Source organism: Veillonella sp. T34266-5 (genome assembly GCF_002959815.1).
GTDB classification, from domain to species: Bacteria; Bacillota; Negativicutes; order Veillonellales; family Veillonellaceae; genus Veillonella; species Veillonella atypica.
The window spans coordinates 199,565-224,845 of record NZ_PPCZ01000004.1; the positions used below are offsets into that span (position 1 = coordinate 199,565).

Annotated in this window: 20 protein-coding genes; 17 read left to right on the top strand and 3 right to left on the bottom strand. The window is 37.8% G+C overall.

Features of this window, described 5'->3' with window-relative positions; all coding sequences use genetic code 11:
* Window positions 1–531 precede the first annotated feature (531 nt).
* Together VIHSUH07_RS02700 and VIHSUH07_RS02705 are read right to left on the bottom strand one after the other, a co-directional pair.
* Complete coding sequence (locus VIHSUH07_RS02700; RefSeq protein ID WP_105083804.1) at window positions 532–3,594, bottom strand: efflux RND transporter permease subunit; 3,063 nt, start codon at window positions 3,592–3,594, stop codon at window positions 532–534.
* On the bottom strand, window positions 3,591–4,655 hold the full coding sequence (locus VIHSUH07_RS02705; protein ID WP_105083805.1) for an efflux RND transporter periplasmic adaptor subunit: 1,065 nt from the start codon (window positions 4,653–4,655) through the stop codon (window positions 3,591–3,593). The genes VIHSUH07_RS02700 and VIHSUH07_RS02705 overlap by 4 nt, the downstream gene beginning before the upstream one ends.
* 190 nt (window positions 4,656–4,845) lie before the next feature.
* Between VIHSUH07_RS02705 and VIHSUH07_RS09665 the strand changes: the two genes are divergently transcribed.
* Entirely contained in the window at window positions 4,846–4,983 is a 138-nt protein-coding gene (locus tag VIHSUH07_RS09665) for a hypothetical protein (RefSeq protein WP_199176826.1), read from the top strand.
* Window positions 4,984–5,572: 589 nt separating this feature from the next.
* Here the strand turns inward: VIHSUH07_RS09665 and VIHSUH07_RS02710 are convergent.
* Window positions 5,573–6,922: a hemolysin family protein gene (locus VIHSUH07_RS02710; RefSeq protein ID WP_105083806.1), complete on the bottom strand. Its 1,350-nt coding sequence runs from the start codon at window positions 6,920–6,922 to the stop codon at window positions 5,573–5,575.
* Window positions 6,923–7,398: 476 nt separating this feature from the next.
* On the opposite strand from VIHSUH07_RS02710, the gene VIHSUH07_RS02715 reads away from it, so the two are divergent.
* The 16 genes from VIHSUH07_RS02715 to VIHSUH07_RS02785 all read left to right on the top strand — a co-directional run bounded on the left by VIHSUH07_RS02715 (window position 7,399) and on the right by VIHSUH07_RS02785 (window position 25,209).
* Window positions 7,399–7,998: a class I SAM-dependent methyltransferase gene (locus VIHSUH07_RS02715; RefSeq protein ID WP_105083807.1), complete on the top strand. Its 600-nt coding sequence runs from the start codon at window positions 7,399–7,401 to the stop codon at window positions 7,996–7,998.
* Between the two features lie 366 nt (window positions 7,999–8,364).
* A complete protein-coding gene (locus VIHSUH07_RS02720; protein WP_105083808.1) occupies window positions 8,365–9,060 on the top strand; it encodes a hypothetical protein in 696 nt (231 codons plus the stop codon).
* A 213-nt stretch (window positions 9,061–9,273) separates the two neighbouring features.
* On the top strand, window positions 9,274–11,208 hold the full coding sequence (locus tag VIHSUH07_RS02725) for an LTA synthase family protein (RefSeq protein WP_105083809.1): 1,935 nt from the start codon (window positions 9,274–9,276) through the stop codon (window positions 11,206–11,208).
* Between the two features lie 11 nt (window positions 11,209–11,219).
* Window positions 11,220–11,978 carry a glycosyltransferase family 2 protein gene (locus tag VIHSUH07_RS02730; protein WP_105083810.1) on the top strand — a complete coding sequence of 253 codons (759 nt, stop codon included), beginning with the start codon at window positions 11,220–11,222 and terminating at the stop codon, window positions 11,976–11,978.
* Between the two features lie 48 nt (window positions 11,979–12,026).
* Window positions 12,027–13,154, top strand: a complete 1,128-nt coding sequence (locus VIHSUH07_RS02735; protein WP_105083811.1) for a glycosyl transferase family 1 — start codon at window positions 12,027–12,029, stop codon at window positions 13,152–13,154.
* Between the two features lie 18 nt (window positions 13,155–13,172).
* Window positions 13,173–14,102, top strand: coding sequence for a VirK/YbjX family protein (locus VIHSUH07_RS02740; protein WP_105083812.1), 930 nt, complete (start codon window positions 13,173–13,175; stop codon window positions 14,100–14,102).
* A gap of 57 nt (window positions 14,103–14,159) precedes the next feature.
* A complete protein-coding gene (locus VIHSUH07_RS02745) occupies window positions 14,160–15,197 on the top strand; it encodes a glycosyltransferase family 9 protein (protein ID WP_105083813.1) in 1,038 nt (345 codons plus the stop codon).
* A gap of 2 nt (window positions 15,198–15,199) precedes the next feature.
* Entirely contained in the window at window positions 15,200–15,856 is a 657-nt protein-coding gene (locus tag VIHSUH07_RS09785) for a CatB-related O-acetyltransferase (protein WP_105083814.1), read from the top strand.
* Window positions 15,846–17,018 (top strand): glycosyltransferase, encoded by a 1,173-nt coding sequence (locus tag VIHSUH07_RS02755; RefSeq protein WP_105083815.1) that lies wholly within the window; start codon window positions 15,846–15,848, stop codon window positions 17,016–17,018. The genes VIHSUH07_RS09785 and VIHSUH07_RS02755 overlap by 11 nt, the downstream gene beginning before the upstream one ends.
* 200 nt (window positions 17,019–17,218) lie before the next feature.
* The gene (locus VIHSUH07_RS02760) at window positions 17,219–18,397 is read left to right on the top strand and encodes an AAA family ATPase (protein WP_105083816.1); all 1,179 of its coding nucleotides are present in this window, start codon (window positions 17,219–17,221) and stop codon (window positions 18,395–18,397) included.
* Window positions 18,390–18,971: an RloB family protein gene (locus tag VIHSUH07_RS02765; protein ID WP_105083817.1), complete on the top strand. Its 582-nt coding sequence runs from the start codon at window positions 18,390–18,392 to the stop codon at window positions 18,969–18,971. Before VIHSUH07_RS02760 ends, VIHSUH07_RS02765 begins: the two co-directional genes overlap by 8 nt.
* Before the next feature lie 88 nt (window positions 18,972–19,059).
* The gene (locus VIHSUH07_RS02770; RefSeq protein WP_105083818.1) at window positions 19,060–20,238 is read left to right on the top strand and encodes a glycosyltransferase; all 1,179 of its coding nucleotides are present in this window, start codon (window positions 19,060–19,062) and stop codon (window positions 20,236–20,238) included.
* Window positions 20,239–20,518: 280 nt separating this feature from the next.
* Window positions 20,519–22,408 carry an LTA synthase family protein gene (locus VIHSUH07_RS02775; RefSeq protein WP_233187803.1) on the top strand — a complete coding sequence of 630 codons (1,890 nt, stop codon included), beginning with the start codon at window positions 20,519–20,521 and terminating at the stop codon, window positions 22,406–22,408.
* A gap of 98 nt (window positions 22,409–22,506) precedes the next feature.
* The gene (locus VIHSUH07_RS09770) at window positions 22,507–22,632 is read left to right on the top strand and encodes a hypothetical protein (RefSeq protein ID WP_255404407.1); all 126 of its coding nucleotides are present in this window, start codon (window positions 22,507–22,509) and stop codon (window positions 22,630–22,632) included.
* A 31-nt stretch (window positions 22,633–22,663) separates the two neighbouring features.
* A complete protein-coding gene (locus VIHSUH07_RS02780; protein WP_255404408.1) occupies window positions 22,664–23,713 on the top strand; it encodes an AAA family ATPase in 1,050 nt (349 codons plus the stop codon).
* Window positions 23,714–23,901: 188 nt separating this feature from the next.
* A complete protein-coding gene (locus tag VIHSUH07_RS02785; RefSeq protein ID WP_105083820.1) occupies window positions 23,902–25,209 on the top strand; it encodes an S-layer homology domain-containing protein in 1,308 nt (435 codons plus the stop codon).
* The last annotated feature ends 72 nt before the right edge of the window (window positions 25,210–25,281 follow it).

Here is a 25,281-nt window from a genome sequence, read left to right on the forward strand (position 1 = left end):
GATTATCTGCTGATTTTTTAGGTTTACTCAAAAGTCGTTCGGAAATACTACTTATCCTATTTTGCTTAAAACTTCCACCGGCTGGGTATGAGTGGGAAGGGCTATAAGTAGGGTATGAGGCAGCAGATTTTGTGATTTGCTGATTTTTTGTATGTAATAAATAGGCTCTTAAAAAATAGAACAGGCGTGTACTAATTTTAGAAGGGTATGTATGGTGCTTCTAAAAAATAGAACAGGGTGTACTAATTTAAGAAGGGTATGTATGGTACTTCAAAAAAATAGAACAGGCGTGTACTAATTTAAAAAGGGTATGTATAGTGCTCCTAAAAAATAGAACAGGCCTGTTCTATTTTAAAATAGGGATATGTATGTAAGGCAATATAAAACAGCAGGGCTGCCACCCTGCTGTTTTTTCTTTGTTGCGTGAATACATTGCAACTTATTTATTTCCCTTGTCAAAATTATATTAACATTATCAGAATTAGTAGTCAATCAATTATTAGATTATAATAGATATCTATTATATATTACTTATTTAACCTTATACCATGTTGCGTACATAACTGGTAATACGATGAGTGTTAGTATGGTTGCTACGAGTAGACCGCCGCTGAATGCGATGGCGAGTGGACTCCAGAATACGGATCCCATGAGTGGTATCATACCAAGGATGGCCGCGATGGCGGTTAGCATGATTGGTCTGAAACGCAATGTAGCGGAGTTGATGATGGCTTCGCGGGCAGATTGTCCTTCGGCGCGGTGAATTTCGATTTGGTCCAACAGGATGATGGAGTTACGAATGATCATGCCGGAGAGGGCAATGATGCCGAGTATGGCCATAAATCCAATTGGTGTACGCGTAATATTTAAGGCCAGTACAACACCAATGAGTCCAAGCGGGGCCGTAAATAGGGCCATAAACATAAGGGCAATTCTCTTTAATTGGAACATGAGAATCGTCATGATCGCAAAGAGCATGATTGGCATTGGCACGAGCAATTTTTGTACAGCAGTGACGCTCTTTTCAGCAGAACCATCGAGATCAATAGTATAGCCAGTTGGTAAGTCTTGACGATATTCAGCAAGTTTATTGTAAATTTCTTTTGTCTTAGCATTACCGAGTACGCCTGGTCCTACATTAGCATGAATGCTGATAGTTGGCATCATGTTGCGGTGCCAAATAATGCCTTCTTCTTGACTCATAGAAATCGTTGCGATTTGGCTGAGCGGTACATAGGAACCATTTCCTGTTTGGATTGGTAATGATGAAAGTGCCGCCAAGTTGTGGTTTTCATTGCCGCTTAATCTGAAAGTAACAGGAATGGTTTGGTTTCCTTCGTAGTATTCACCGGATTTAGTGCCGGATAATAAACTTTGTAGATGAAGCGATACGGCGTAACTATTAATGCCTAACAAACGTGCTTTATCTGGGTCGATGTGGATTTGAGCAACTGGCTCTGTATCCGGCCAATCGAAGGCGATATTATGTAAATCCTTATCTTCTTGCATCTTGGCTTTCACATCGTTTGCAATCGTTTTAACCTCAGACGCATCAGGACCCGATACGCGGAGCATAACAGGGTATTTGGACGGCGGTCCGATTTGGACGAATTGCATATTGATGAGCGCCGATGGATATTGATCGTTTAGTTGATCTTGTAAATCCTTGAACAACGCATCTCGATCCTCTAAGGATTTGGTAACGATGATGGTTTGCATGAAATTAGCACGCGGCAATTCCGGTTCTAATGTTAATACAAATCTTGGTGACCCTTCGCCTACATAGGTGGTGAAATGGTCGATATGTTCGTTATCCTTTAACAAAGCATCCAGCGATTTAGCTTGGCTTTGGGTATAATCGATGGACGAGCTTTGAGGAAATTGCATGGATACGATGATTTCATTCCGCGTCGATGATGGGAAAAATTCCTGTTTGATGAGCGGTAATGAAAGCAAGGATAGGATGAAAGCCCCTAATGTTATGAGTAAAACGGCCTTATGATGACCTAGTGCCCAGTGAAGTAGACTTTCAAAACGAGCATAAAAAACGGTTTTCATACGATGCATAATATAATCGCGACGAGTCCATTCCGAATCGGGTTTCTCGGCCTTGTTTTCGATGATTTTATAGCCCAGCACCGGACTGACCAGAACGGACGCAATCCAGGATAGGATGAGGGCCATAAAGACGACGATGGACAGGGATTTTGTGAATTCTGCAACCATGCCCTCCGCCAAGGCGAGAGGCAAGAAGCCGGCACAGGTAATGAGCGTGCCGGACAGCATCGGAAAGGCCGTCGATTCATAGGCGAACGTTGCGGCGCGCCAGTGGTTAAAGCCTTCTTCGAGCTTAACGCTCATCATTTCAACGACGATGATGGCGTCATCTACGAGCAGGCCCAGTGCCAAGATGAGGGCACCAAGGCTAACCTTATGCAAATAAATGCCATTTTCATACATCAGTACAAACGTTGTAGACACGACGACCGGAATGGTGAGGGCCACTACGATGCCCGTACGAATGCCGAGGGATGCAAAGCTGACGAGCAATACGATGGCGATGGCTTCGAATAAAGATTGCGAGAAATCGCCAATGGATTCCTTAACAATGTGAGGCTGATTCGATACTTGGTCGAGGCTTAAGCCTGCAGGAATCGTCGTTTTTAGCTCTTTTAGTTTCGTATCGATAGCCTTACCAAACTCGATGTTATTGGCACCCGCATCCATGGAAATGGCGATGCCAATGGCCGGCTTGCCTTCGTAGTAGAACTGTGGACTGGAAGGATCCTTATAGGTCATCGTTACGTCCGCAATATCGCCGAGTCGAATCGTCTGGTTATTGATGCGAACAGGCATATTTTTTACCGCATCCACGCTATCAAAGACGCCGTTAATGCGTAAATATACATTATTCGTATCCGTATTGACCATGCCCGCTGGCACCATGGCGCTTTGCTGTTTGAGGGCCGTCAATAATTGTTGCGTGCTCACCTGATACGATGCGAGCTTGTCCTTGTTAATCGTTACATCTAAGGACTTTTCTTGCACACCGATGAGGGTAATCTTTTTAACATTCGGAACGGACAAGAGCTGCCGTTTTAAATCTTCTGCCTGTTGCCGTTTCTCTTCGTACGAGAATTCGTCACCTGAAAGCGCGTAAATTGTGCCGTACACATCATCGAATCGATCGTTGATGGACGGGCCTTGCACGCCGGATGGCAAAGATTTCCATTCGTCATTGATCATATTCCGCGCTTCTTCCCAGGCAGGACGAATTTTGTTCGATGGTAAATCTTCTTTCAGATTGATATAAATAACCGATTTACTACCGTCTGTGAAAGACTTCGTATAATCTACACCCGGCAAATCTCGTAGTTTTTCTTCGAGCTTATCCGTTACTTGGTCCGACATTTGTTGCGGTGAAGCACCGGGCCATGAGACACCGACGACCATGGTACGCATCGTAAAGTCTGGGTCTTCCATGCGTCCCATGTAGGTGAACGAGAATATACCAAAGGTGAGGAGTACGGCGATGAAGTAGTAGATGATAGATTTATGGCGCAGAGCCCAATCTGCTAAGTTAAACTTCTTCATTCATGCACCGCCGTTCCTTCTTGTAATTGTTGGGTCCCTGCGGTGATGACAATATCCCCTTTAGCAAGGCCATTTTTAACAATGACCGAATTATTACCAAATTCGCCAGTTTGAATAGGAACGAGATGTGCTTTCTTGTCTCGAATGATATACACTGCGTTATTACCTTGTTTGTCTTTCACCAACGCCGTCAACGGTATGGAAATATCCGCTGTATCCGTTTGATTGAGAATGGCATTGATGGTCATACCGAGTTGCACATCTTTTGGAGGATTTTGTAAGGTAATTTTGACCGTATACGTCCGCGCTACAGGGTCTGGAACCGGTGAAATTTCACGGACAATACCTTGTACTTTCACATCAGGCAAAGCCCAAAAACTAATGGTAGCTGTGCTGCCTGGATGAATCTTACTCATTTCTTGCTCTGGCAAAGCGATGACTGCCTCAGGTTCGTGACCGGCCGCCAAGGTACCTATAGCCTGGCCTGCTGCCACGACCTGACCGGCCTCGACATTGAGGGCCGTGATAATACCGCTATCTGGAGCAACCAAAGTAGTATAACTATTTTGATTGTTGCTTAAATTGAGACCTGCTTGAGCCTGTTGCAACTGAGCCTTCGCCGCATTCAGTTGATTTTCCGCTTGATCCAATTGCAATTTACTGATAGCCTGCTCAGCGTACAAAGCACGATATCTTTCAGCATTCGTACTGGCTAAATCATAGGCGGATTGCGCCGCTGTAACAGCACCTTGCGCATTTTGCACCTGACTCGCCGTGTCAGCGCCATTAATCTGAGCAATCACCTGACCGGCCTGCACAGCCGTACCAACACTGACAAACTTGTTAATCACGCGACCGCCCACCTGAAACGCCAAATTCGTTTCCGTCCGATTCTTAATGGTCCCCGAATACCCAGCACTCGTCGTACCAGCCTCTTCGCCAATCGTGATCGTCCGCACCTTGAGACTCGTATCCTGATTATCTTGATTCGACCCACAACCGCCGATGATGAGTGCACCCATCAACAGTGCTGCGGTCAAACCTAATACACTACGATTCATAATCCTCTCCTTCACACACGTAATAGAGATTATTGTGAAAGCAATAACTACTACGAAATATATATTTTATACGATTAAATAATACTACACTTTAGATAAAAATTCTATAAGGATATTAATTATATTAGGAAGAGGGGACCTTCGGGGAGAAATTTAGGTTATAATAGTTTTGATAAAGGTTGGTGGAATTATGAAACAAGAAAAAGATAGAGATAAATATAATCAAAAAACATTAGATGCGATGAAAGAAGCAAAGAAAATAACTAGAGATTTGAAATACCCTAGTTATAAAACGTTAGAAGAACTAAAAAAAGCTTTAGATGATTAAATTAACCAAGTTGTGCAACAAACGTAGAATAGAAGAAGAGAGAACCCCTCCTAAAAACGACTTCGGGCTCCGCGTAGCGTGTTTCTCTCATAGATTATGTTTAACCAGTTGTGCGAACTACAGTAAGAAAGAAAAAGACACATGGTGCTACCAAAACAACTTCGGGTCCCGCTTTAGCGCGATAGCGTGTCTCTCTCATAGATTGTGTTGAACCAAGTTGTGCGAATTACAGTAGAAATGAAAATTTGAGCACGTAGAATCATAGTATAGTAGTAATAAAAAAATAGACTTCCAAAAACGACTTTCCCAGATGCTGTGGATTTTCTGATGGAAAATCTTACGCCTCTGGATTAGCGATGTGTGGCTCCCATACGTCGCTACGCTCCTCTGTTAGCTCACACCCTGCGTCGGCCCTGCGGAGGCCGTAGGCCGGAGTCAGACCCGGCCTGTCTATTCACAATAGATTATGTTAACCAAGTTGTGCAACAAACGTAGAATAGAAGAAGAGAGAACCCCTCCTGAAAACGACTTCGGGCTCCGCGTAGCGCAGTAGCGTGTCGGCTTTCAGGAGGGGTTCTCTCTGCAATCCTTATTCTTCTGTTTGTTCCACAACTGGTTCAACATAACTAACCAAAATTTTGTCTATCCGTGTATTATCCATGTCCACGATTTCGAATGTGTATCCGTCCCAGCTGGTTTTGTCGCCTTCGCGTGGGATTCTACCGAATAGAAGGTTCATGAGGCCGCCCAGTGTTTTGTAGAGGTCGTCTTCTTCGCGTGGTAGTTCTTTATCGATGTGGAAGAATTCTTTGAATTCGTCTACGTCGAGTAGACCGTCTACGAGCCAAGTGCCGTCTTCGCGTTCGACGATGCGGTTTTCTTCTTCTTGGCGCTCTTCTTCGCCGGATGGCATGAGGCCTACGATTTCTTCCATGATGTCGTGCAAGGTAACGAGGCCGCTAAAGCCGCCGTATTCGTCGAGGACGATGGTTTCGTGAACGCCTTCGTTACGCAATGTGTTGAGTAATTTCATAAGAGAAATGGACTCAGGTACGAGCAATGGTTCTTTCAGACAAGAATGGATTACATGATGTAAGGATTTTTCGCCTTGTAAGCATTGGACCATCACATCGGTTACATTGACTACGCCGCGTAATTCGTCGAGCGAGTCTTCACCTACTGGAATGCGGTATTGGTTCGCTGTTTTTAGGACTTCCATGATTTCTTCTTCGGATGAGTTCAAGTCAATCCATTTGAGCTGCGTCCGCGGTGTCATGACATCGCCTGCGTTCATGTCTGCTAGGTGGAAAATGTTTTCCACGAGGATTGGTTCCTCTTCTTCAAAGGCCCCCATGGCTACGCCTTCGGTGAGCATTTTATTGATTTCCGACTCTGTTACAGGCGCTTCTTCTTTCACAGTGACGCCCAATATTTTCAATAGAAAATCCGTAGACACGCCGAGGAACAGTACGATTGGTTTTAATGCTTGTGAAAGCCAGTAAATCGGCTTGGAAACAACAACGGCAATCGCTTCAGGGCTGTTGATGGCTAGGCGTTTAGGCACCAATTCGCCGATGACAAGCGATAAATAGGTGATGATGGCAACAATCAAGAAGGAACTGATAGAAGCCGCATAAGGAGCGATACTAGGGAAGGCTTTCACCAAAACGTCCTCTAACGGCGCAGAAAAGGTGGCACCGGAATACAAACCAGTCAAAATGCCGACGAGGGTGATGCCGATTTGGATGGTAGAGAACATTTCGTTCGGATTCTCCGCCAACTCAAAGGCCTTCTTGGCGCGCTCATTGCCAGACTCGGCCATCTCCTCGAGACGGCGCTTCTTAGCATTGACAATGGCGAGCTCGGTCATAGAAAAAATGCCGTTCGCGATGATTAAAATGACGATAATTATAAAATCTAAGGTCAGATCACTGTCCATGTAAGTAAATACTCCTTTTTATGAGATACAATTCTGCACATGAGAAAAATTGAAATATTACTCTTAAGTATATCATATCTGAATCATATATGGTAAATACAACAAAAGCACCCATGGAGGATGCTTTTGTTGTATACTATAGGTGTTACTGCCCCATACTGGTAACAGAAAGGGGGTGAAAATGTGTTTGACACTTTGACTTCCTTAATAGTGTCTATCATAGCAGGTGTAACCTGTCACTACATCTGCAAGTGGCTAGATAGATATTTTCGTCAGTAACTAGCACAGAAAAAGGAGGGCGGGCACCCTCCTTTTTCGTTTGCGTGAAAATGTGTCACACATTGACTTCCTTTGTCATATATTATATTACATGATTATCTAATGTTTGTAAATGATGCAATCTATGTATACAATGATTCATAAGAACATTAATAAAACTATAATGTACATATATAAGCAATAGGGAGCAGGATACGATGACAAGCGAACAGGAATGGGAACAAGTGTTACAGATTAAAACCACAGGCCGTGATGATAGCCGTTCGGATGCAGAGCATCATCCATATGAGCCAACGGATTATTGTGTTCTTGAACGCCTTGCCAATAGTGGTTATATTACGAAACAAAATACTCTCATTGATTATGGTAGTGGCAAGGGCCGCGTCAGCATATTTATGGCGAATCAGACGCGGTGTCATTCCATTGGTATAGAATACGATGAACGTTTGTATGAACGTGCCATTATAAATGGTGAAAGCCCAGCTGCCAAGAACCGTGTATCCTTTGTCCTCGGTGATGCAGCTACCTATACATTGCCAGATAATGCAGATCGATGCTTTTTCTTTAACCCCTTTGCACTTCATACCATCAAACGTGTACTAGGTAATATATTTGATTCGTTATATCATCATCCGAGAGAAATTCTATTATTCTTCTACTATGTTAACGAAGAAGTAGAAAACTTCCTAAATAACCACGTGCGCCTCGAAGCAGAAGAAATAATACAATGCGGTGATTTATTTCAAGAACGTGATGAAAAAGAACGCATATTAGTGTATAGGGTGAATGTGTTTTAGTAAATTGACCTTATATTGGAATACATCTAAAAAAACTGCTTCAAAGATGGTGAATTATATATTAATTCAGTTGTAAAATATTATTTTATAACTGAACGAGATAGTAAGAATTACAAAAAACGCATTATAAATTCAGTATGGATGCATTTAAAAGAGATTAATAAAAAATAAATTTTATAAGTTACTAAAAAGATATCCTTCAGGGGATATCTTTTTCTATTATCTTCAGTAAATCCGCATATTTTCTGATATAATAATAGATTAGAGAGTATAAAAATTTATTTTTCTATTCACCATGGTATGTATTGATTCGTAATGATTAATCATAGTGATTAGGGCTGAGTATATACCATAAAGGAGGAACGTATGGAACGCGTGTCAGCTAGTCTTATTGAAGAAATTCGCAGTGCCTTAGTAGAGCGTTATAATCGTGATCAAGAGATTCAGCAAATGATTGAAGAAATCGGTGCTGAAGAAGGTCTTAATGAAAAAGAACTGTTTGTTATTCATCAAGCCTATTTAGAGGTTAAGGAACGCATGCAGTATACGGCGAATTTGATGGAATTGTGGAATCAAATTGAGACCGTTCAAGACCGCATGAGCATGCTTAATTCTTATGAAAGCTTGGAACGCGATTTGTTTGGCGATGTTCTTTCCTTTGATAAACCGATGGGCTATGGTGCGTCGAATCAAGACAACTTAGATTATGCGATGGAGCAAGTTAAGTTACACGATGTAGATCATGACCTCGAAGATATTGATGATGAAAGCGTATTAGACAGAGATGTTCGCACGTCTTTAGATCCTTATGATATGGTAAATTCCTTGTTGTACTCCAAACAATCTGGTGATGATACAACTAAAACCAAACAACAAAAGGAAATCGATAAGCTTATCAAAAAACAACTGAAACGAGTGGAAGAAGAATGGGCGAAGCTTTCAGGGAAAAAGGCTAAAAAAGATAAGAAAAAGAAAGACAAAGACGCTAAGAAGGATAAAAAGGCTAAGAAATTAGAAAAAGCCTTGAAAAAAGAATCCAAAAAGTCCACAAAAAAGGACTAACCGTAGATTTCACAGATGACCACGGCCAGAAAACTACGGATAGGGGCTGTGGAAAATGCAAGCGGTGCAAAGGGCCTCAGTGTAGGAAATATCCGAATACATAGTGATATAAGAGGTATCCAAATATATAGTGGCTATGTGTAGTACATATAGCATGTAAATATTAGTATATTTAGTATAAATTTGTAGACAGTTATAAAGTTGGGGAATGGTATGAATCGTTGGTTGAATTGGATACAGGGAATTCAACAAGAGATAAAGGCGTTTTTGTTCTTTTCTATCTTGTTTACGCTCTTTAGAATTGTATTTTTAGTCATTTTTCAGTCCCAATTGGCTACGGCTACGATGAGTGACATTTTGATGTCCTTGTGGCTCGGCTTTCGATTGAGTTTGAAAACGGTTGGATCCATTGTGCTCGTAGGACTGATATTTGGCACATTGCCGTCCATCGTATGGTCTAAATGGAAGTCCCAAGGTGTGCGCAAGGTTTGGTATGGCCTTGTTACGATTCTATTTACGTTGCTCTTTATGGGGCGAATTCCGTTTTATACCATATTCAATTCTTCGTATAATGCGATGCTTATCAATGGCAAACATGACGATATTCATGCCATTATCAATACGGGTATCAATGAATACCATGCTATCCCATTTTTAATAGGCGGCATTGCGCTTAGCATAGGTTTGACTTGGCTATTGGTGAAAGTCCTCAATACGAACACCATTCAATGGGCACCTAGCACCAAGCGCAGTAAATGGATTACGGGTATTCTCAGCTTTGTTGGATTTGGTGTGCTATTCTTATTTTTCCGCTTTGGTGGCGCCTTTGGTTACACGAATTCCATTAACTGGGAAAGCGCAGCGCGCCTTAATTCTAATCTATTAAATGAAACCATTTTGGATGATGCACAAGCCTTATACCGTGTAAAATCCATTGCGAAACGGACTTCAGAATTAGAGGATATTCATTTAACGCCTGCTGAATTACATGAAAAAATACAATCCATTGGCGGTAATCCTAGCAGTACACGATTTGATGAAGCTTTCACAAAAACGTTAACAACAGAACGATTACAGCAACAACCACAGTCTATTAACATCATTCTCGGAGAATCCTATGGATTGTGGCCATTCCTTGCTGAATTCAACGAACCTGGAGCCTATCTTGTAGAGCAAGGTCGCAAATATGCAGCCAGTCCTCAGGCGATGGGTACGCAAATGGCCTTGGCTCAAGGAACGGGCACGATGCCAGCCATTATCGGATTATTGACGGGCATGCCGGATACGGGGATGTATCCAAATTATAATGTAGGCATGTTACAAGAACCGTATGGACTTGGTATTGGACCGGTCATGAAAAAACTCGGTTATAAAACCGTATTTTGGTACGGCGGGTTCAGCACTTGGCAAAATGTTAAGAACTTTGCGTTGGAACAAGGCTTTGATGAATTCCACGATGCATCCGAAATGCCAAGCGATGAAGAAAACGCTTGGGGCGTAGCCGACGGAGATATGTTCAAGGCCATCAATGCGTACATGGACAAACATCGCGGTGAAAAAATCATCAATGTCATCATGACGACGTCAAATCATCCTCCATATAGTGTAAATGTGGCTAAGGAAGGCTATGATGCGGATAAGGTTCGTAAGAACTTGCCAGATTCCATTGCGAATACGGATAAACAAATCAACGAAATGGGCCATATTTGGTATGCGGACCATGTGATGGGCGAATTTATCAGCAAAGAGGAACAAGTTGATCCAACAGCTCTATTCGTCATCACTGGTGACCATAGTGAACGCTTTACCTTCGCTCGTGAAGAAGGTCCTAAGGTGGCCTCCACGATTCCAATTATTTTCTACGGTCAAGGCATCAAAAAAGAATGGCTTTCACCAGACACATTCGGCATGAGCATTCAAATTATTCCGACCTTGGCGGAACTCGTAGGACGCACGGGGCAAACCTATGAGGCCATGGTGCCGAGCCTATTTAATCAAGGACCGTTCGTATTCAATCACCGTTTGTGGATGGATAAGACCGGTATATACTTAGAAGATGAGAAAATGCCGCAAGCCTATGCTAACTCTATGAAAACCATGCGGGAACTTACGGCTTGGCGTTTGAAACATGGGGATAGTATTCAATAGGGGAGACATATATGGCAACAGTAACGGTCATTATTTTGGCTAAAAATGAAGAACAACATATGAAAGACTGTATCGCATCTGCACAATTTGCTGACGAGGTACTTCTTATTGATGACGGTAGCACGGACAAAACGGTAGAGATTGCTGAATCTATGGGGGCTCGCGTCGTACATCACGCTATGAACGGCGATTGGTCCCAACAACGACGCTTTGCCGTCGAAGAGGCTCGGTCCGAATGGATTTTTTTCCTCGATGCGGATGAACGCATTTCGCCAGAATTGCAACGAGAAATACAAGATGTACTAGCTAAGGATGATAAAAAAGCATACTGGATTGAACGGTCCAATGTGTTCCATCACAATAAGGCCACTCATGGCGTGTTGCGTCCCGATTACGTGTTACGATTCATGCCAAAAGAAGGCACAAATATAGAAGGATTTGTACATGAAACTATATCCAGTACCTATCCTGAGGCTAAGTTACATGGCAAAATGTATCACTACACCTATGATAATTGGCATCAGTACTTCAATAAATTCAACAATTATACGACATTAGCGGCTAAGAAATATAAGGAAAATGGGAAATCTTGCTCCTTTGTAAAGGATATTCTTATCCGTCCAAGCTGGGCTTTTTTCAAGGTGTACATTTTAGATAGAGGCTTTTTAGATGGAAAAATGGGATTTATCCTATCCGTGAACCACTATTTCTACACCATGATTAAGTATGTAAAGCTATATTATTTATTGAAATCTAATGGGAAACTATAAAAATTTTAGACAATAGACGAGTGTGAGTATGAGAAAGGAAGGACCATAATGCGCGTAGCCATTTTGGAAAGTATCATTATGCCCGCCGGTCATGAGGTGGAATTTGACCGCATGATCATCAATGAATTAAAACGCCAAGGTCATGAACCGGTATTGATGGTGCCGGAGAACTTTACCTTCAAGGTTGATTATGGCGTTGAGGTTATCTATCTTGAGGGCGGAGAGGTAGTGACCTATGCAGGTGCATCGAAATGGAAAAAGCCGTTCTTGTCTATATTACGTGAACGCCGTCGTCGTGCATGGTTTACTTCGGCTGCTAAGAAATTAGAGGAACATAATTGTGATGCCCTAATCATTCCGACCTCTACCTATCGTTACATAAAAGCGCTATTAGATACGCCTCTAAAACATGCAAAGGTACCAGTTCATTTTATTTTCCATGGTATTGGTAAAGGTGAAAACGTACGATTCTTGAAACAAGCGGAACGTGTCAATCGATATACAAATATTTACTTAGATGTCATCACCTTGCGCGACGATATGCTGCGCAGTGATCTACCGCGCGTACGTCCTATTTTGCCACCTGTGTTTACGCCATCAACAGGCGAAATGCCAACCTTCTCTACACATACGCCACTTCGTCTTGGATTTTTTGGTCAATTCCGCAAGGAAAAGAATATTATCCCTTTATTAGATGCTTTCAAAACGGCTACCTTTACAGGTCCCGTAGAACTGTTGGTACAAGGGGCGACAGCTAAACCTGAGGACGGCGAACTATTCGATGCTATTGCTGATGAATATAAGGATGTGCCAGGACTTTCATTTTTACATGCGAACCTCATCGGCCCCGATTGGGACAAGTCCTTACTCGATGTAGACGCCATATTGATGCCATACGGTGCTGAACGCTATCGTTATCACTGGAGCGCCATGCTCTACACAGCTATCGGGTTTTATAAACCGGCTTTAGTGTCGCCTGAAATTAACCCTGAGGTGCTGCGCGATTATCATGTTGGTGAAAGCTTAGATATATCTTCAGTAGATACGATTCGCGCTGGATTAGAACAATTCGTAAACAAAATGATTGAACATCCAGACATATATGAGGCAGGTTTGGTACAAGCCAATGAAGACTTTGGACATAAACGGATGATGGATTCGATTATTAATGTATAGAACAACTAAGGAGAGTGTATGTTTCAATATATAAAGGACCAATGGGCTAATGGTCGAGCTATTTATGGGAAAAAATCGTGGCGTGAAACACGTCGCGTAATCTTGCATTTCTTGCGAACTGTAGGCCACAAACAAGAGATGATGGAATACAAGGCTTTTTTTGAAAGCTACGCACCAGATCAACATATTTTAGATAAACAAGAAGGCCTGTATGAGTTGATGAGCCGTATTTTCTTGTTTAAAGAATCTACCTTGCGTGAACGCATTGATGCGGTAAAGAATCACTTTACAGCCTTAGAAGACGTATTTACGCCAGAGACTATCAAAATGCTATATAATCCCGATGAACTAAAACCGGAAGGATTAAAACAAGGTATTCTACTTTGGGAAGATGCTGATTTAAACATGACGGCACACCTTAACTTTATGACTGGTCAACGTAAGGAAGGTTTATTTACTATTCTGTTACAACTAGGGGACCAAGGCGTATATCATGCGAATATCCGCCTCGGCAAAGGCCTAGAAGGGGAACCAGCGTTGTGGATTGGTACCATCCAAGGGTATAAGGATGGCCTCGATAACGCAAAACATATTACAAAGAAAATGTTTGGCTATCGTCCAAAAAACTTTATCGTATTTTTGATTCGGGAACTCGCTAAATACTGTAAAGTTCAATCCATGTACGCCGTATCTGACGAAGGTTTCTACGCCAATACGCACATGGTGCGTGGCCATAAGGCAAAAGTAGCTGAACTCGATCCATTGTGGGAAGACATTGGTGGCACAGTTACACAAGATCCACGATTCTTCAAAATTCCATTGGAAGAATACAGAAAACCTATTGAAGAAATCAAATCACAAAAACGTAGTCAGTATCGGAAGAGATATGAATTATTGGATGGATATCAAGAACAAATTCGGGGGAATTTGAAGGCGTATTTGAAATAATAATACTGTAATAAAAATTGAATAAATAAGGGTGTTAGTTAATTAGGGGATTATACTATGTATAAGCATATTATATTAAGTAGGTTTGGTGGCTTAGGAGATATGGTTATGATGTCACCATTATTAAAGGGTATTAAGACATTATATCCAGATATAAAATTAACTGTTGTGGGGAATACAAATGCTAAACAGTTAATGGAAGCCTATCCATTTGTAGATGAGTATCTTACATTTGATAAAACGAAGAAAAGCTCTTGGAATCTTATAAAAAAATTATGGCGTTCAGATGTGGTATATTTAATGGATACGCTTTATCGTGTATCTATTATTTATGCTTTAGCTTGTATCAAAAAGCGTGTCGGATTGCCACATAAACGTAAATTTTGGCTCACTGATAATCTTGAAATAGAACCTTGGATGAATCATGCATTTGAGCCTGTTGTATATGCACATTTTTTGAAAGAGGCAACAGGAATTGATGTAACGACATTGCCTAATTGGGATACTTTTGTATATCCAGATGCTAGGGATGTAGATAAGCAGCATGTAAAAGAATTGTTGGAACCTTTACAAGGTAAAGACTATATTGTATCTAGTTTAGAAACAGGTGGATATGCCAAAAATTGGCCTAAAGAACATTGGCAAACCTTATTTAATGAACTTCGTGAAATGGAAAAATTCGTTGTTCTTATCGGTGAATCATCACAAAGCTATATTGATATTAATTTGTCAGATAACGTTCTTGATTTACGAGGTAAAACTAATCTTTTAGAAGTTGGAGAAATCATAAAAAATGCAGAACTGGCTATTAATGGTTGTAGTTTTCCAGTACATGTAGCGAATGCAGTTAATACACCGGTTATAGGTTTATATGGGTCACAACCTGTTTGGCGTGGTGCTCCACAACGTATTTATAAAGCTATTATTTCACCTGTAAAGTGTGCTGGTTGTGATCTTTTATTTAATGGTCCTGGTTGGTGTGAAAAGCCAGTTTGTATGAAACAGATAACACCAGTAGAAGTTATGAAATGTGTAAAACAATTCTATGATGAGGGAAAATCATTAGGTGATTATAAGTTAGTTATGGGGAGATAATTATGAATTTGCAAGAAAAATATGAGGTAAGTACTAAGGATATTTTATTTGCGAGTGCTATTCGTCATATAAAAGGTTCACGTATTTGTCCTAAGTTTTTACACGAATACTCTTTAAAGCATTATGGAGCTAAGGATAATTTAGCTAGATATTATTTTGAAAAATATTCTAATATTCCTATTGGAAAATTTACGTGGGGATATCAATTTATAAGAAATGACATAATTAAATCTATAGGTGCATATTGCTCTATTGCTATAGATCAATTGGTTGTACCTAATGGTCATCGTATGGATTATGTGACAACATGGAATTCTGAGATTACATATCCAGATATGGATCCTTTTCAACGTAGCACTGTAATTGGAAATGATGTCTGGATTGGTGCACGTTGTATTATTCGGGATCATGTAACAATTGGCGATGGTGCAGTTATAGGTTCAGGCAGTATTATTACCAAAGATGTACCACCATATGCAGTTGTGGTAGGGGCCAATAAAATAATTAAATATCGTTTTCCAGATGAAATTATTCAAAAATTATTATTAATAAAATGGTGGGAATGGGATGATAATAAGATTCGTGAAAGTTACAATTTATTCCATGATCCTATAAAATTTGTGGATACTTATTCTGGAGATATGAAGAATGGATATTGAAAGTCAGGATAATACTAAAAGAATTTGTAATATTTTATTTGGTCCTTCTGATGCACCTGAGGTGTCCTATAAAGATTGTGGTATGTTTTTATATACATTAGCAAAATATTTCAATTGGAATAGTACTTATGTGTATTTTAAAACAAGAGAAAGTGATACAGTCTGGAATCAAGAGTTTTCATCATATGTGAATACGATTTGTATTGGTGAAACTAGTGATTATAAAAAGCAAATTGAATTAGCAAAATTATACTTGAGAGAACATATACATGAATTTGATGTAATTATGTTTTTTAATTATGGCAGCATAGTTTGGAAACTTGCTAAATACTGTAAACAATTGAAACCAGATATTGTAGTATATAGTAAATTAGATATGGGTATAGGTGGTTTTGAACATTTTTGTGGTAATAAGCCATTTATGTGGCTTCGTAATTATGCAGAAAAATTAAAAAGCCAATATGTTGATTTTTTTACAGTAGAGACAAAGTCTTATTATGATGTACTTTCTAAAACATCTGTGTTTAGAAATAGATTAGGATATTTGCCTAATGGTGTATCCACATTGGATATTAATGTGAATGAGATAGATTGTATTTCTAAAGAAAATATTGTTATAACCGTTGGTCGATTAGGTGAGTATGTTAAAAATAATGAGTTATTATTAGATGCTATTAAATTACTTTCAGATGATATTGTAAAAAAATGGAAGTTTATGTTTATTGGTCCATCGACGGAAGCATTTATACAAGCTGTAAAGAATTTTAAAGAAAAATATCCAGAAAAAGCAAATTCGATTATAATGACTGGAAATATTACAGATAGAACGCAACTTTATACTTATTGTAGACGAGCTAAAATTATTTGTATGACTAGTCGGACGGAAAGTACTTGTTTGGCTACTTTAGAAGGAATGTATTTTGGAGCATATCCTATTATTACGAATTATAGTGATTTTACTAAAGATACGACAAACAATAATTTATGTGGATGTATTGTAGATAATAATGATATTCAAGGTTTGTCTAATGCATTATTAGAAAATATGCAAAATAGTATTTTAGAATATAAATGTATTGAGAGCCAAAAGTATGCTAGAGAAATGTTTGGATATAAAGAATTGACTGAGAAATTGAATAGATATTTAGTTGAGTTGATTTAATAAACTATATTATTTTAGGTTTTAGTTTTCGTAATAAGGATGTTTTATTCTTGGGCTTTTAAAATTGGAATAGATATGTAAATCATAATTGAAGGTACTGTTGAGTTTTCATACAATTAAGTTAGAAACTGAAGGGTGTTGTCCTGTGTTATAATTAAAATAATTAGTAAAGGCATTGTTGATTTTATTAGGAGATAATTATGCTATTAGATTTTACATTTAAGAATGTAAGGTCCTTTAAGAATGAGACTTCTTTTTCTATGGAGGTAGGAGAAGGTATTTCTCGATTAGTGAGAAAAAATACTCATCACCAAAAAGGAATACGTTTATTAAAATCTGCTTATATTTTAGGTGGCAATGCTACTGGTAAAACTAATTTAATTTATGCATTAGATATACTTAAAATGATTATTTTATCAGGAACTTCATCTGAATTGAATAATTTATTTACTGATACATATGCTGCAAATAAAGAAGATACAGAGTTTCATATAAAATTTTATAAGAATGGAAAACAATTTGATTATTTACTTATATATAATTTTAAACAAGTAAAATTAGAAATATTAAAGGTTAATAAAAAACTCATTTTTAGTAGAAATCACGATGAATTAGTTGTACCTTCACTTCTAAAAGGAATAAAAGATACATTGCGTAATAATCAACCTTTATTATATTTTGCTCAAAATAACAATGTTTTAGAAGCCAAAGAAGCTTATGAATGGTTTGGTAAAGATTTAGTATCACCTCGTTTAGTAGGGATTCCTTCGATTGATCAACAAATATTTAAACCATTATTAGAGAATAATAGTTTAAAAGAAGATACTTTATATTTTCTTAAGGCTGCTGATTTTAATATTGTTGATATTAAAGTTTCTGAAAGTGTTTATGAGAGTAATGCTGATTTTAAAGAAAAGAGATTGCAAGTAGATTTTGTTCATCAAGGAGATGAAGGTAATTCGTTTGTATTAAATTGGACTGCTGAAAGTACTGGCACCAAAATATTTATAATGCTATCTATGTATATCTTACAGAGAGCTTATAGGAACTCTGTATTTTTAATAGATGAATTTGATCGTTCTTTACACCCTAAATTGGTAATATTATTGATTCGTTTATTTAATGAGTATAATGAACATAATCAATTTATTGTAACAACTCATAATAATGAGATTATAAATAATAATTTACGCCTAGATCAAATATGGTTTGTTGATAAAAACTATCAAGGTATATCTGAATTGTATAACGCATTTGATTTTGATGAAAAACCGACTATGAATCAAGTAAAAAAGAATTATCAAGATGGTTTGTATGGTGGGGATCAAATTATTAATGAGGGAATGCTTTTAGATATTTTGGGGAAACAGCATGGCTAGAAAACCGTTGGATAGACCTATAAGAAAAAGGAGACTTATCGTTGTAGATGGTACGACAGAAAAGATTTACTTAGATATCATAAAACAGAAAATTCGAGGTGCATCTATTGATGTAAAACAGGTAAACCCTTCTGGCGCTGAGGCGATAAGTAGTGCATTAAGAAACTGTAAAAAAGAAGCTGAGGGGAAGCATATACATTATAAGCATTATTATATAGTAATTGATAAGGATGATTTAACAGTAGAGGATTTTAATCAAATACTTCAGGATGAGAGAAATAATGCGGATGTGACTCTTGTATTTTCTAATGAGGCATTTGAGGTTTGGTTATTAGCTCATATAGAGGTTATGAAACCGGGCATTATTCCTAGAGCGAAATTGAATAGTAAGTTGACTAAATTTTTAAAAGAAGATTATGATAAAACAAATCAAAAGCAAATACTAAGAATTATAAATGAAGCAGAACCTAATTATATAGATACACTAATAAGTAATACAAACTCTATAAATTCCATTTCTTATTCTAAACAATGTACTAATTTTGGTATTTTGTTAGATGTATTAAAGTCTTAGTTTTATATTTACAGATATTAGATGATTCCCTCTATATTAGTGTAAAATTAATATAGAGGGGTATTTTTATATTAAAAAGGTGAGTGTAATGCGTATTTTATTAGCAAATTTAACAAAGATGGTAGGCGATACAGGAGGTCTTGCTAAGGTGACGGCTGCATTTGCCAATGAGATGCAGCGTCGTGGCCACGAGGTGAGTCTTGTATATAGCGATGTGCAAACAGGGGATTTCTACTATCCTCTTGATGCAGGTATCGAAGCATATGATTTGTGTCATTATGAAGGTGAAAGTCATTCTATCCCTCTTTGGTATAAGGCAAAACGGGAGATTTTGCGTGCTTTTGATAAGCGTAAAGCTCGTGGTGTAAATAATGAGTTTACGAAGAAGTATTTATTAGGTCATCTTCAGTCTGTATTAGATCGTACTAAGCCAGATGTAATTGTGTCTTACCAACCAGCAGCATCGAAGGCTTTGTTGCTTGATTTGAAAACAGATATTCCTGTTATCACCATGAGCCATGGCGACCCTGAGGATTATTTTAATACCTACCCTGTAGAAGAGGTTGAAGCGGTTGCTAAGAGTACGGTAAATCAAGTATTATTACCATCTTTTGAGGCACATATTAAAAATCATTTACTAGAGGCTAAGACTGTTGTTATCGGTAATGCCATTCCACAATATACGGAGCAGGCGGAGCTTTCACAGGTGAAAGACCGTTACAAAATCGTATTTGTAGCGCGACTCGATAAGAACCATAAGCGACCACATTTGTTGATTGAGGCATTTGCACCATTGGCCGCGAAGTATCCAAACTGGGATATCGAATTATGGGGCCAAGAAGACCGCAAGATTTACAAGAAAGAATTGGATATGATTGTGTCCAAAGCGGGACTTGGAGATCGTGTTCATTTTATGGGGACGACCACCGATGTACCAAGTGTACTTGTTAAGGCAGATATATTTGCATTCCCAAGCGCCTATGAAGGATTTGGACTTTCACTAGGCGAAGCGATGAGCATGGGATTGCCAGCAATTGGCTATAAATCTTGCTCTGCTGTTAATGAACTCATCATTGATGGGGAAACAGGCGTCTTATGTGATGATGGGGTGGCACCATTGACGGCAGCCTTGGAACGATTAATGCAAGATCAAAACCTCCGCGTTACTATGGGCCAAGCCGGGCGTGACCGCATGAAACAATTCAGCCCAGAATCTATTTGGGGGCAATGGGAGGAACTATTGAAGGCTACAAGAAAAACTAAATAAACTATAAATACCAGTGGAGTAATTATTTAGTACTTCACTGGTTTTATTATATTACTTGTATATTTTATTTGTGATTATTGTATACTAATATAGATAAGTAAAATATTTACGTTCTCAGTAGATTATATAACATGATAACTTTTAGCAGAGGTGGAATATGCTTGAGTCACTACTAATAGGACTACAACAGGATTTAAAAATCTTTATATGGGCACCTATAATCAGTGCTATATTTAGATTTATTTTTATTAAACTATATGGACCTTCGTATCATTGGAATGTGGATAAGAAAAAACTAGTTAAAACCTTTACTTATGGATTTTGGTGGGGACTCGATTTTCATGCTTATGTATTATTAATTTCCTTTTTAGCTATCTCTTTACCGGGTGCATTTATATCCTCTTATTTTGCGGTGGGAGATATAGTAAGAACTATACTTTTAACATTATATCTAATGGTACTATATGCTGCATTTATGGGAAAGCTGATATATTATTATCACTTTAAAGATACCTATAATGAATTAGTTCGTTTGGGTGGTAATGCTGATAAAAAGAATCTATTAGATATATTTTTTAATGAAAATCATGGATTATGGATATTACTTGGTTTTATTCCCTTTGCAGTAATTACAGCGTTAGGAATTTATGCTACTTTATTAACACCAGTATTGTTGATACCTACATTGCCATTTGTAGGACAAGTAGTGGGGATAATTGTATCCGTTATTCTTACTGTAGTGTTTTTTTATTGGTTACGTTATGGTGGTACATTGAACCATCGTAATAAGCCGGAGTGGGATTTTGTACCAGCTATTATTAAAAATGATATATTTTTAGCTAAATCTGTTATTGATGATTTGATTGCGTTAGAATTAGTGCATAAACATAATATTAATGAAGTCTTGAATCACGATGATGGTACGGCAATCAAAAATTTATGTGTCATTCCAGAATTTAAAGATATAAAAATAGGGATGAATCCATTAGAGCTTTTACAAAAAAAAGCTGAAGGTCCGCGAATTTCAAAGCCTAAGCATATTTTTATTCTTGTTGGTGAAAGTCTTACACAATCTGTGACGGATGATATTTATTCAGAATATCATATTGCCGATGCAGGAAAGCAGTTTAAAACACAAAAGAATACTATTTCTATGGATAATTTTTTGCCTGCAGGTATGATTTCTCAACCGGCTATCACAAGTCTCATTTCAGGAATTTATGATTCTAATTTGGAAATTAATGAGAAAACACAATTTTGGGAACATACTATAATTACTTCTCTGCCAGAACAAATTAAAAAGTTGGGTTATAAAACTAAACTTTGGTATGGGGGGAATATTTCTTGGGCTAGCTTAGGTTTATTTGCTCCATCAATGGGCTTTGATGAATGTATTGGTGGTCCAGATATTTGTGGTGAAGATGCACCTGCCACATGGTTAGGCGTGTATGATCATTTATTTCTAGATGAGGTAAAAAAACGTATATTGGCAGCTGATGATGAGCCAACTATGCATTTTATTTATACAACATCTAATCACTCACCAAGTACAATTCCTATTGAACGATATGGATGGGATGCAGATACGATTTTTGGAAATATTCCTAGAGAGGTAAGAGATAATAAAAGTAAAGTAGCAGCTTTAGGTACTTATTGGTATGCAGAACAGGCCTTATTCCATTTCGTTGATGCTATGAAGGAACATTTTGAAGATAGTCTTACCATAGTCACAGGTGATCATTCTTGTGGAATAGCAGATTCTCTACTTTCGTATAGAAAACAAACTATTAGAGAATCATTTTGTACATATTTTGCCATGTATCATAAGGACATTGATGATAATTGGATTGATAAAAATAGTATTGGTAATCATATGCAAATAATGCCTACTATTTTTGAACTTATTGCACCAAAGAATTTTGAATATTACTCCTTAATGCCGTCGTTATTTGAACCGCAAGAACACATTGTAACTCCGTACCATTGGATGACACAATCTGAAATCGGTTTTTATGGTAACTATACAGCACAAGATATTAACTGGCGAGATTCCAAACAGCAAGATTCACCTATAACACATATAGAACGACATGATTTTGAAGAGATAAAACAAGCTTATGTTGAGTTGACTTCATGGGTTGTGCGACATCCAGAAATATTAAAATGTTAAATATAAAATTTTAAGACCACCATCATGTAGATTTTAGCAACTGACAATTGTTATAGAGAAGTTTCCTTTGATGAGTATTTGATAAACGATACCTAGATTTGTTTACATCAGAAGATCAAATTAAACTAGCTTCCTTTGTATTAAGTCATGATAAATCTAATAATCATAGCATTAGTGAAAAGGCTGCAAAAGTACTTATAGAGGATTGGAAAAATAATGCTTAATTAGTATTTATAAGAGTAGGTAAATGTTATTATAAATTATCTACTATACGATAATTACGTTAATGCATCTGGAAAATCTAATGTGATTAGAGCTTTCCAACTACTTAGAGCTATTATTGTTCATGGCACATCTTCTGAGTTAGAGGCTTTACCTGTTGATTCTTTTGCCAATGGAGAAGGTAATACTTATTTCAAAATTCAATTTATTAAAAATGGAAATTTATATTGTTATGAATTAGATTATGATGCTCATAGTATTAATGAAGAGCGTTTAATTATGAATGATGATATCATTTTTAATAGGACTGTTGATGATATCATTATGCCGTCATCAATAAAGGGTTTAAAGGGCGCATTAAGAGCTAATCAGCCATTGCTATTTTTTGCTCAATCAAATAATGTACCAGAAGCTAAAGAGTCATATGAATGGTTCACACAAGATATCCTTATACTTGGTTTAGGACATAATGTTTTATGCAACCAGGAATTATTTAAGCCGTTATATACTAATCCTGATTTAAAAGAAAAAGTCTTGTATTTTTTGAAGGCTGCAGATTTCCATATAAAAGATATTAAAATACAAGAATCTTTCATACCTATACAAGAAAATAATCAAAATTTAAAATCTAGATTATTGCTTCAATTTGAATATGAATGTAAGGATAGCGGAACCTTTACTATTGATTATGAAGTAGAAAGTATAAGCACACGGATATTCATGTTTTTAGCAATGATGATTTTGAACAATTATCATAATTCTAAGCTATTTCTAATGGATGATTTTGATTGTTTTTTGCATCCTAAATTAGTTAATATCCTATCACGTATTTTTAATGAATGGAATGATACAAGCACGCAACTAATTGCAACTATACATAATACGGATATATTGGATACTTCTATAAGAACTGATCAAGTTTGGTTTGTAGATAAGAGTTATTATGGTGTACCTACATTAGATAGTGCTTTTGACTATAATGAGTTAAGTATTAAGGGGATTAAAAAGAACTATCAAGATGGTTTATATGGGGCTAATCAAATTATTAATGATTCGATGATAAAAGATATTTTATTATGTTAATAATAAAATATAAATGAAAAATTTCATGAAAATTTAAATGATATTTAATCTCTATATGATACAATATACGTATATCTTGTAAAGGTATACGTATTATTTGTATGGAAACATGGACACATAGGGATAAGCGTATTGCTTTGCAAGATCGTATAGTAATTGTTTTTAGTGTAAAGAAGAGGTATTTTATTATGAAAAAACAATTCGCAGCAATCTTTGCAGCAACAGCAGTTTTGGGTGTAACTACTGCATTCGCAGCTAACCCATTCTCCGATGTAACTCCTGATTCTTGGGCATACCAAGCTGTATCCCAATTGGCAGCAGCTGGTATCGTTAACGGTTATCCAGATGGCACTTTCAAAGGACAAAACGATATCACTCGTTACGAAATGGCTCAAATGGTAGCTAAAGCTATGGCTAACCAAGACCGCGCTAATGCTGAACAACAAGCTATGATCAATCGTTTGGCTGATGAATTCTCCAACGAATTGAACAACTTGGGTGTACGTGTAGCTCGTTTGGAAGACCGTGTTGGTAATGTGAAAGTAACTGGCGATATGCGTATGCGTTTCATGGGCGCTCAAAAGAAAGATGGTAACTATGTAAACCTTTATGGTGACTACTACAGCAAAGCTTCTAAATTTGACGCTCGTGCTCGTGTTCAATTCAATGCTAAAGTAAACGATCGTACAGAAGCTGTTGTTCGTGTAGCATCTGATGATTTCGAATTTGGTGATGCATCTGATGGTGCTGCTGTAGGTGTTGCTGTTGACCGCGCTTATGTAAACCATAAATTTGGTGAACGCGTATCTGTAAAAGCTGGTCGTTTTGACCAAATGCTTGGCAATGGTTTGATTTATGATGATGCATTTGATGGTGCTCAATTCAATGCAGGCAATGATAAAATTCAATTCCAAGCTGCTTATGGTTATGCCGTTGCTGGTGCAGCAGAAGGTTTGAGTCAAAAAACAAATAATACATTTACATATGCAAGCATTAAAGGTGACTTGAATAAACATGTTAACCTTGGTGGTTTCTATGCACGTAAAAATGCACATAAATCCGGCAATGATGATTACAGAAATCTTTATGGCTTCAGCACAGACATGAACTTTGATAAAGTTTGGGTTGGTGGTGAATGGGTAAAAGCTGCTGGCTTATCTCACGGATCCGCATGGACTGCTGGTATCGGTTATGGCAATTATGACCAAGCTAAACAAGGTACATGGGATGTAAAAGCTCAATACTTCAACTTTGGTGAAAATTTGGGTGCAGTTTCCTCTACTTGGGAAATCCCTTATGATTATACAAATGTTTATAGTCGTACTAACTTTGATTTCCGTGGCTTCAAAGGCTGGTTGGCAACTGCTAACTATGCATTGCAAGACAATGTTGGTTTGACTGCATACTATGGTTTCAATAACAAAACTAATAAAGCAGATGGAAATAACTCTAAACTTTCCAACTACTACCGTGTAGATCTTAACTACCAATTCTAATTAAATAGATTGGTATAACTTAAGTAAATATAAAGGGATGGCGAAATGTATATTTCGTCATCTCTTTTGTCA

Coding starts and splice junctions, on each gene's coding strand:
- VIHSUH07_RS02700 (WP_105083804.1), bottom strand. CDS start 3,594: ATGAAGAAGTTTAACTTAGCAGATTGGGCTCTGCGCCATAAATCTATC.
- VIHSUH07_RS02705 (WP_105083805.1), bottom strand. CDS start 4,655: ATGAATCGTAGTGTATTAGGTTTGACCGCAGCACTGTTGATGGGTGCA.
- VIHSUH07_RS09665 (WP_199176826.1), top strand. CDS start 4,846: ATGAAACAAGAAAAAGATAGAGATAAATATAATCAAAAAACATTAGAT.
- VIHSUH07_RS02710 (WP_105083806.1), bottom strand. CDS start 6,922: ATGGACAGTGATCTGACCTTAGATTTTATAATTATCGTCATTTTAATC.
- VIHSUH07_RS02715 (WP_105083807.1), top strand. CDS start 7,399: ATGACAAGCGAACAGGAATGGGAACAAGTGTTACAGATTAAAACCACA.
- VIHSUH07_RS02720 (WP_105083808.1), top strand. CDS start 8,365: ATGGAACGCGTGTCAGCTAGTCTTATTGAAGAAATTCGCAGTGCCTTA.
- VIHSUH07_RS02725 (WP_105083809.1), top strand. CDS start 9,274: ATGAATCGTTGGTTGAATTGGATACAGGGAATTCAACAAGAGATAAAG.
- VIHSUH07_RS02730 (WP_105083810.1), top strand. CDS start 11,220: ATGGCAACAGTAACGGTCATTATTTTGGCTAAAAATGAAGAACAACAT.
- VIHSUH07_RS02735 (WP_105083811.1), top strand. CDS start 12,027: ATGCGCGTAGCCATTTTGGAAAGTATCATTATGCCCGCCGGTCATGAG.
- VIHSUH07_RS02740 (WP_105083812.1), top strand. CDS start 13,173: ATGTTTCAATATATAAAGGACCAATGGGCTAATGGTCGAGCTATTTAT.
- VIHSUH07_RS02745 (WP_105083813.1), top strand. CDS start 14,160: ATGTATAAGCATATTATATTAAGTAGGTTTGGTGGCTTAGGAGATATG.
- VIHSUH07_RS09785 (WP_105083814.1), top strand. CDS start 15,200: ATGAATTTGCAAGAAAAATATGAGGTAAGTACTAAGGATATTTTATTT.
- VIHSUH07_RS02755 (WP_105083815.1), top strand. CDS start 15,846: ATGGATATTGAAAGTCAGGATAATACTAAAAGAATTTGTAATATTTTA.
- VIHSUH07_RS02760 (WP_105083816.1), top strand. CDS start 17,219: ATGCTATTAGATTTTACATTTAAGAATGTAAGGTCCTTTAAGAATGAG.
- VIHSUH07_RS02765 (WP_105083817.1), top strand. CDS start 18,390: ATGGCTAGAAAACCGTTGGATAGACCTATAAGAAAAAGGAGACTTATC.
- VIHSUH07_RS02770 (WP_105083818.1), top strand. CDS start 19,060: ATGCGTATTTTATTAGCAAATTTAACAAAGATGGTAGGCGATACAGGA.
- VIHSUH07_RS02785 (WP_105083820.1), top strand. CDS start 23,902: ATGAAAAAACAATTCGCAGCAATCTTTGCAGCAACAGCAGTTTTGGGT.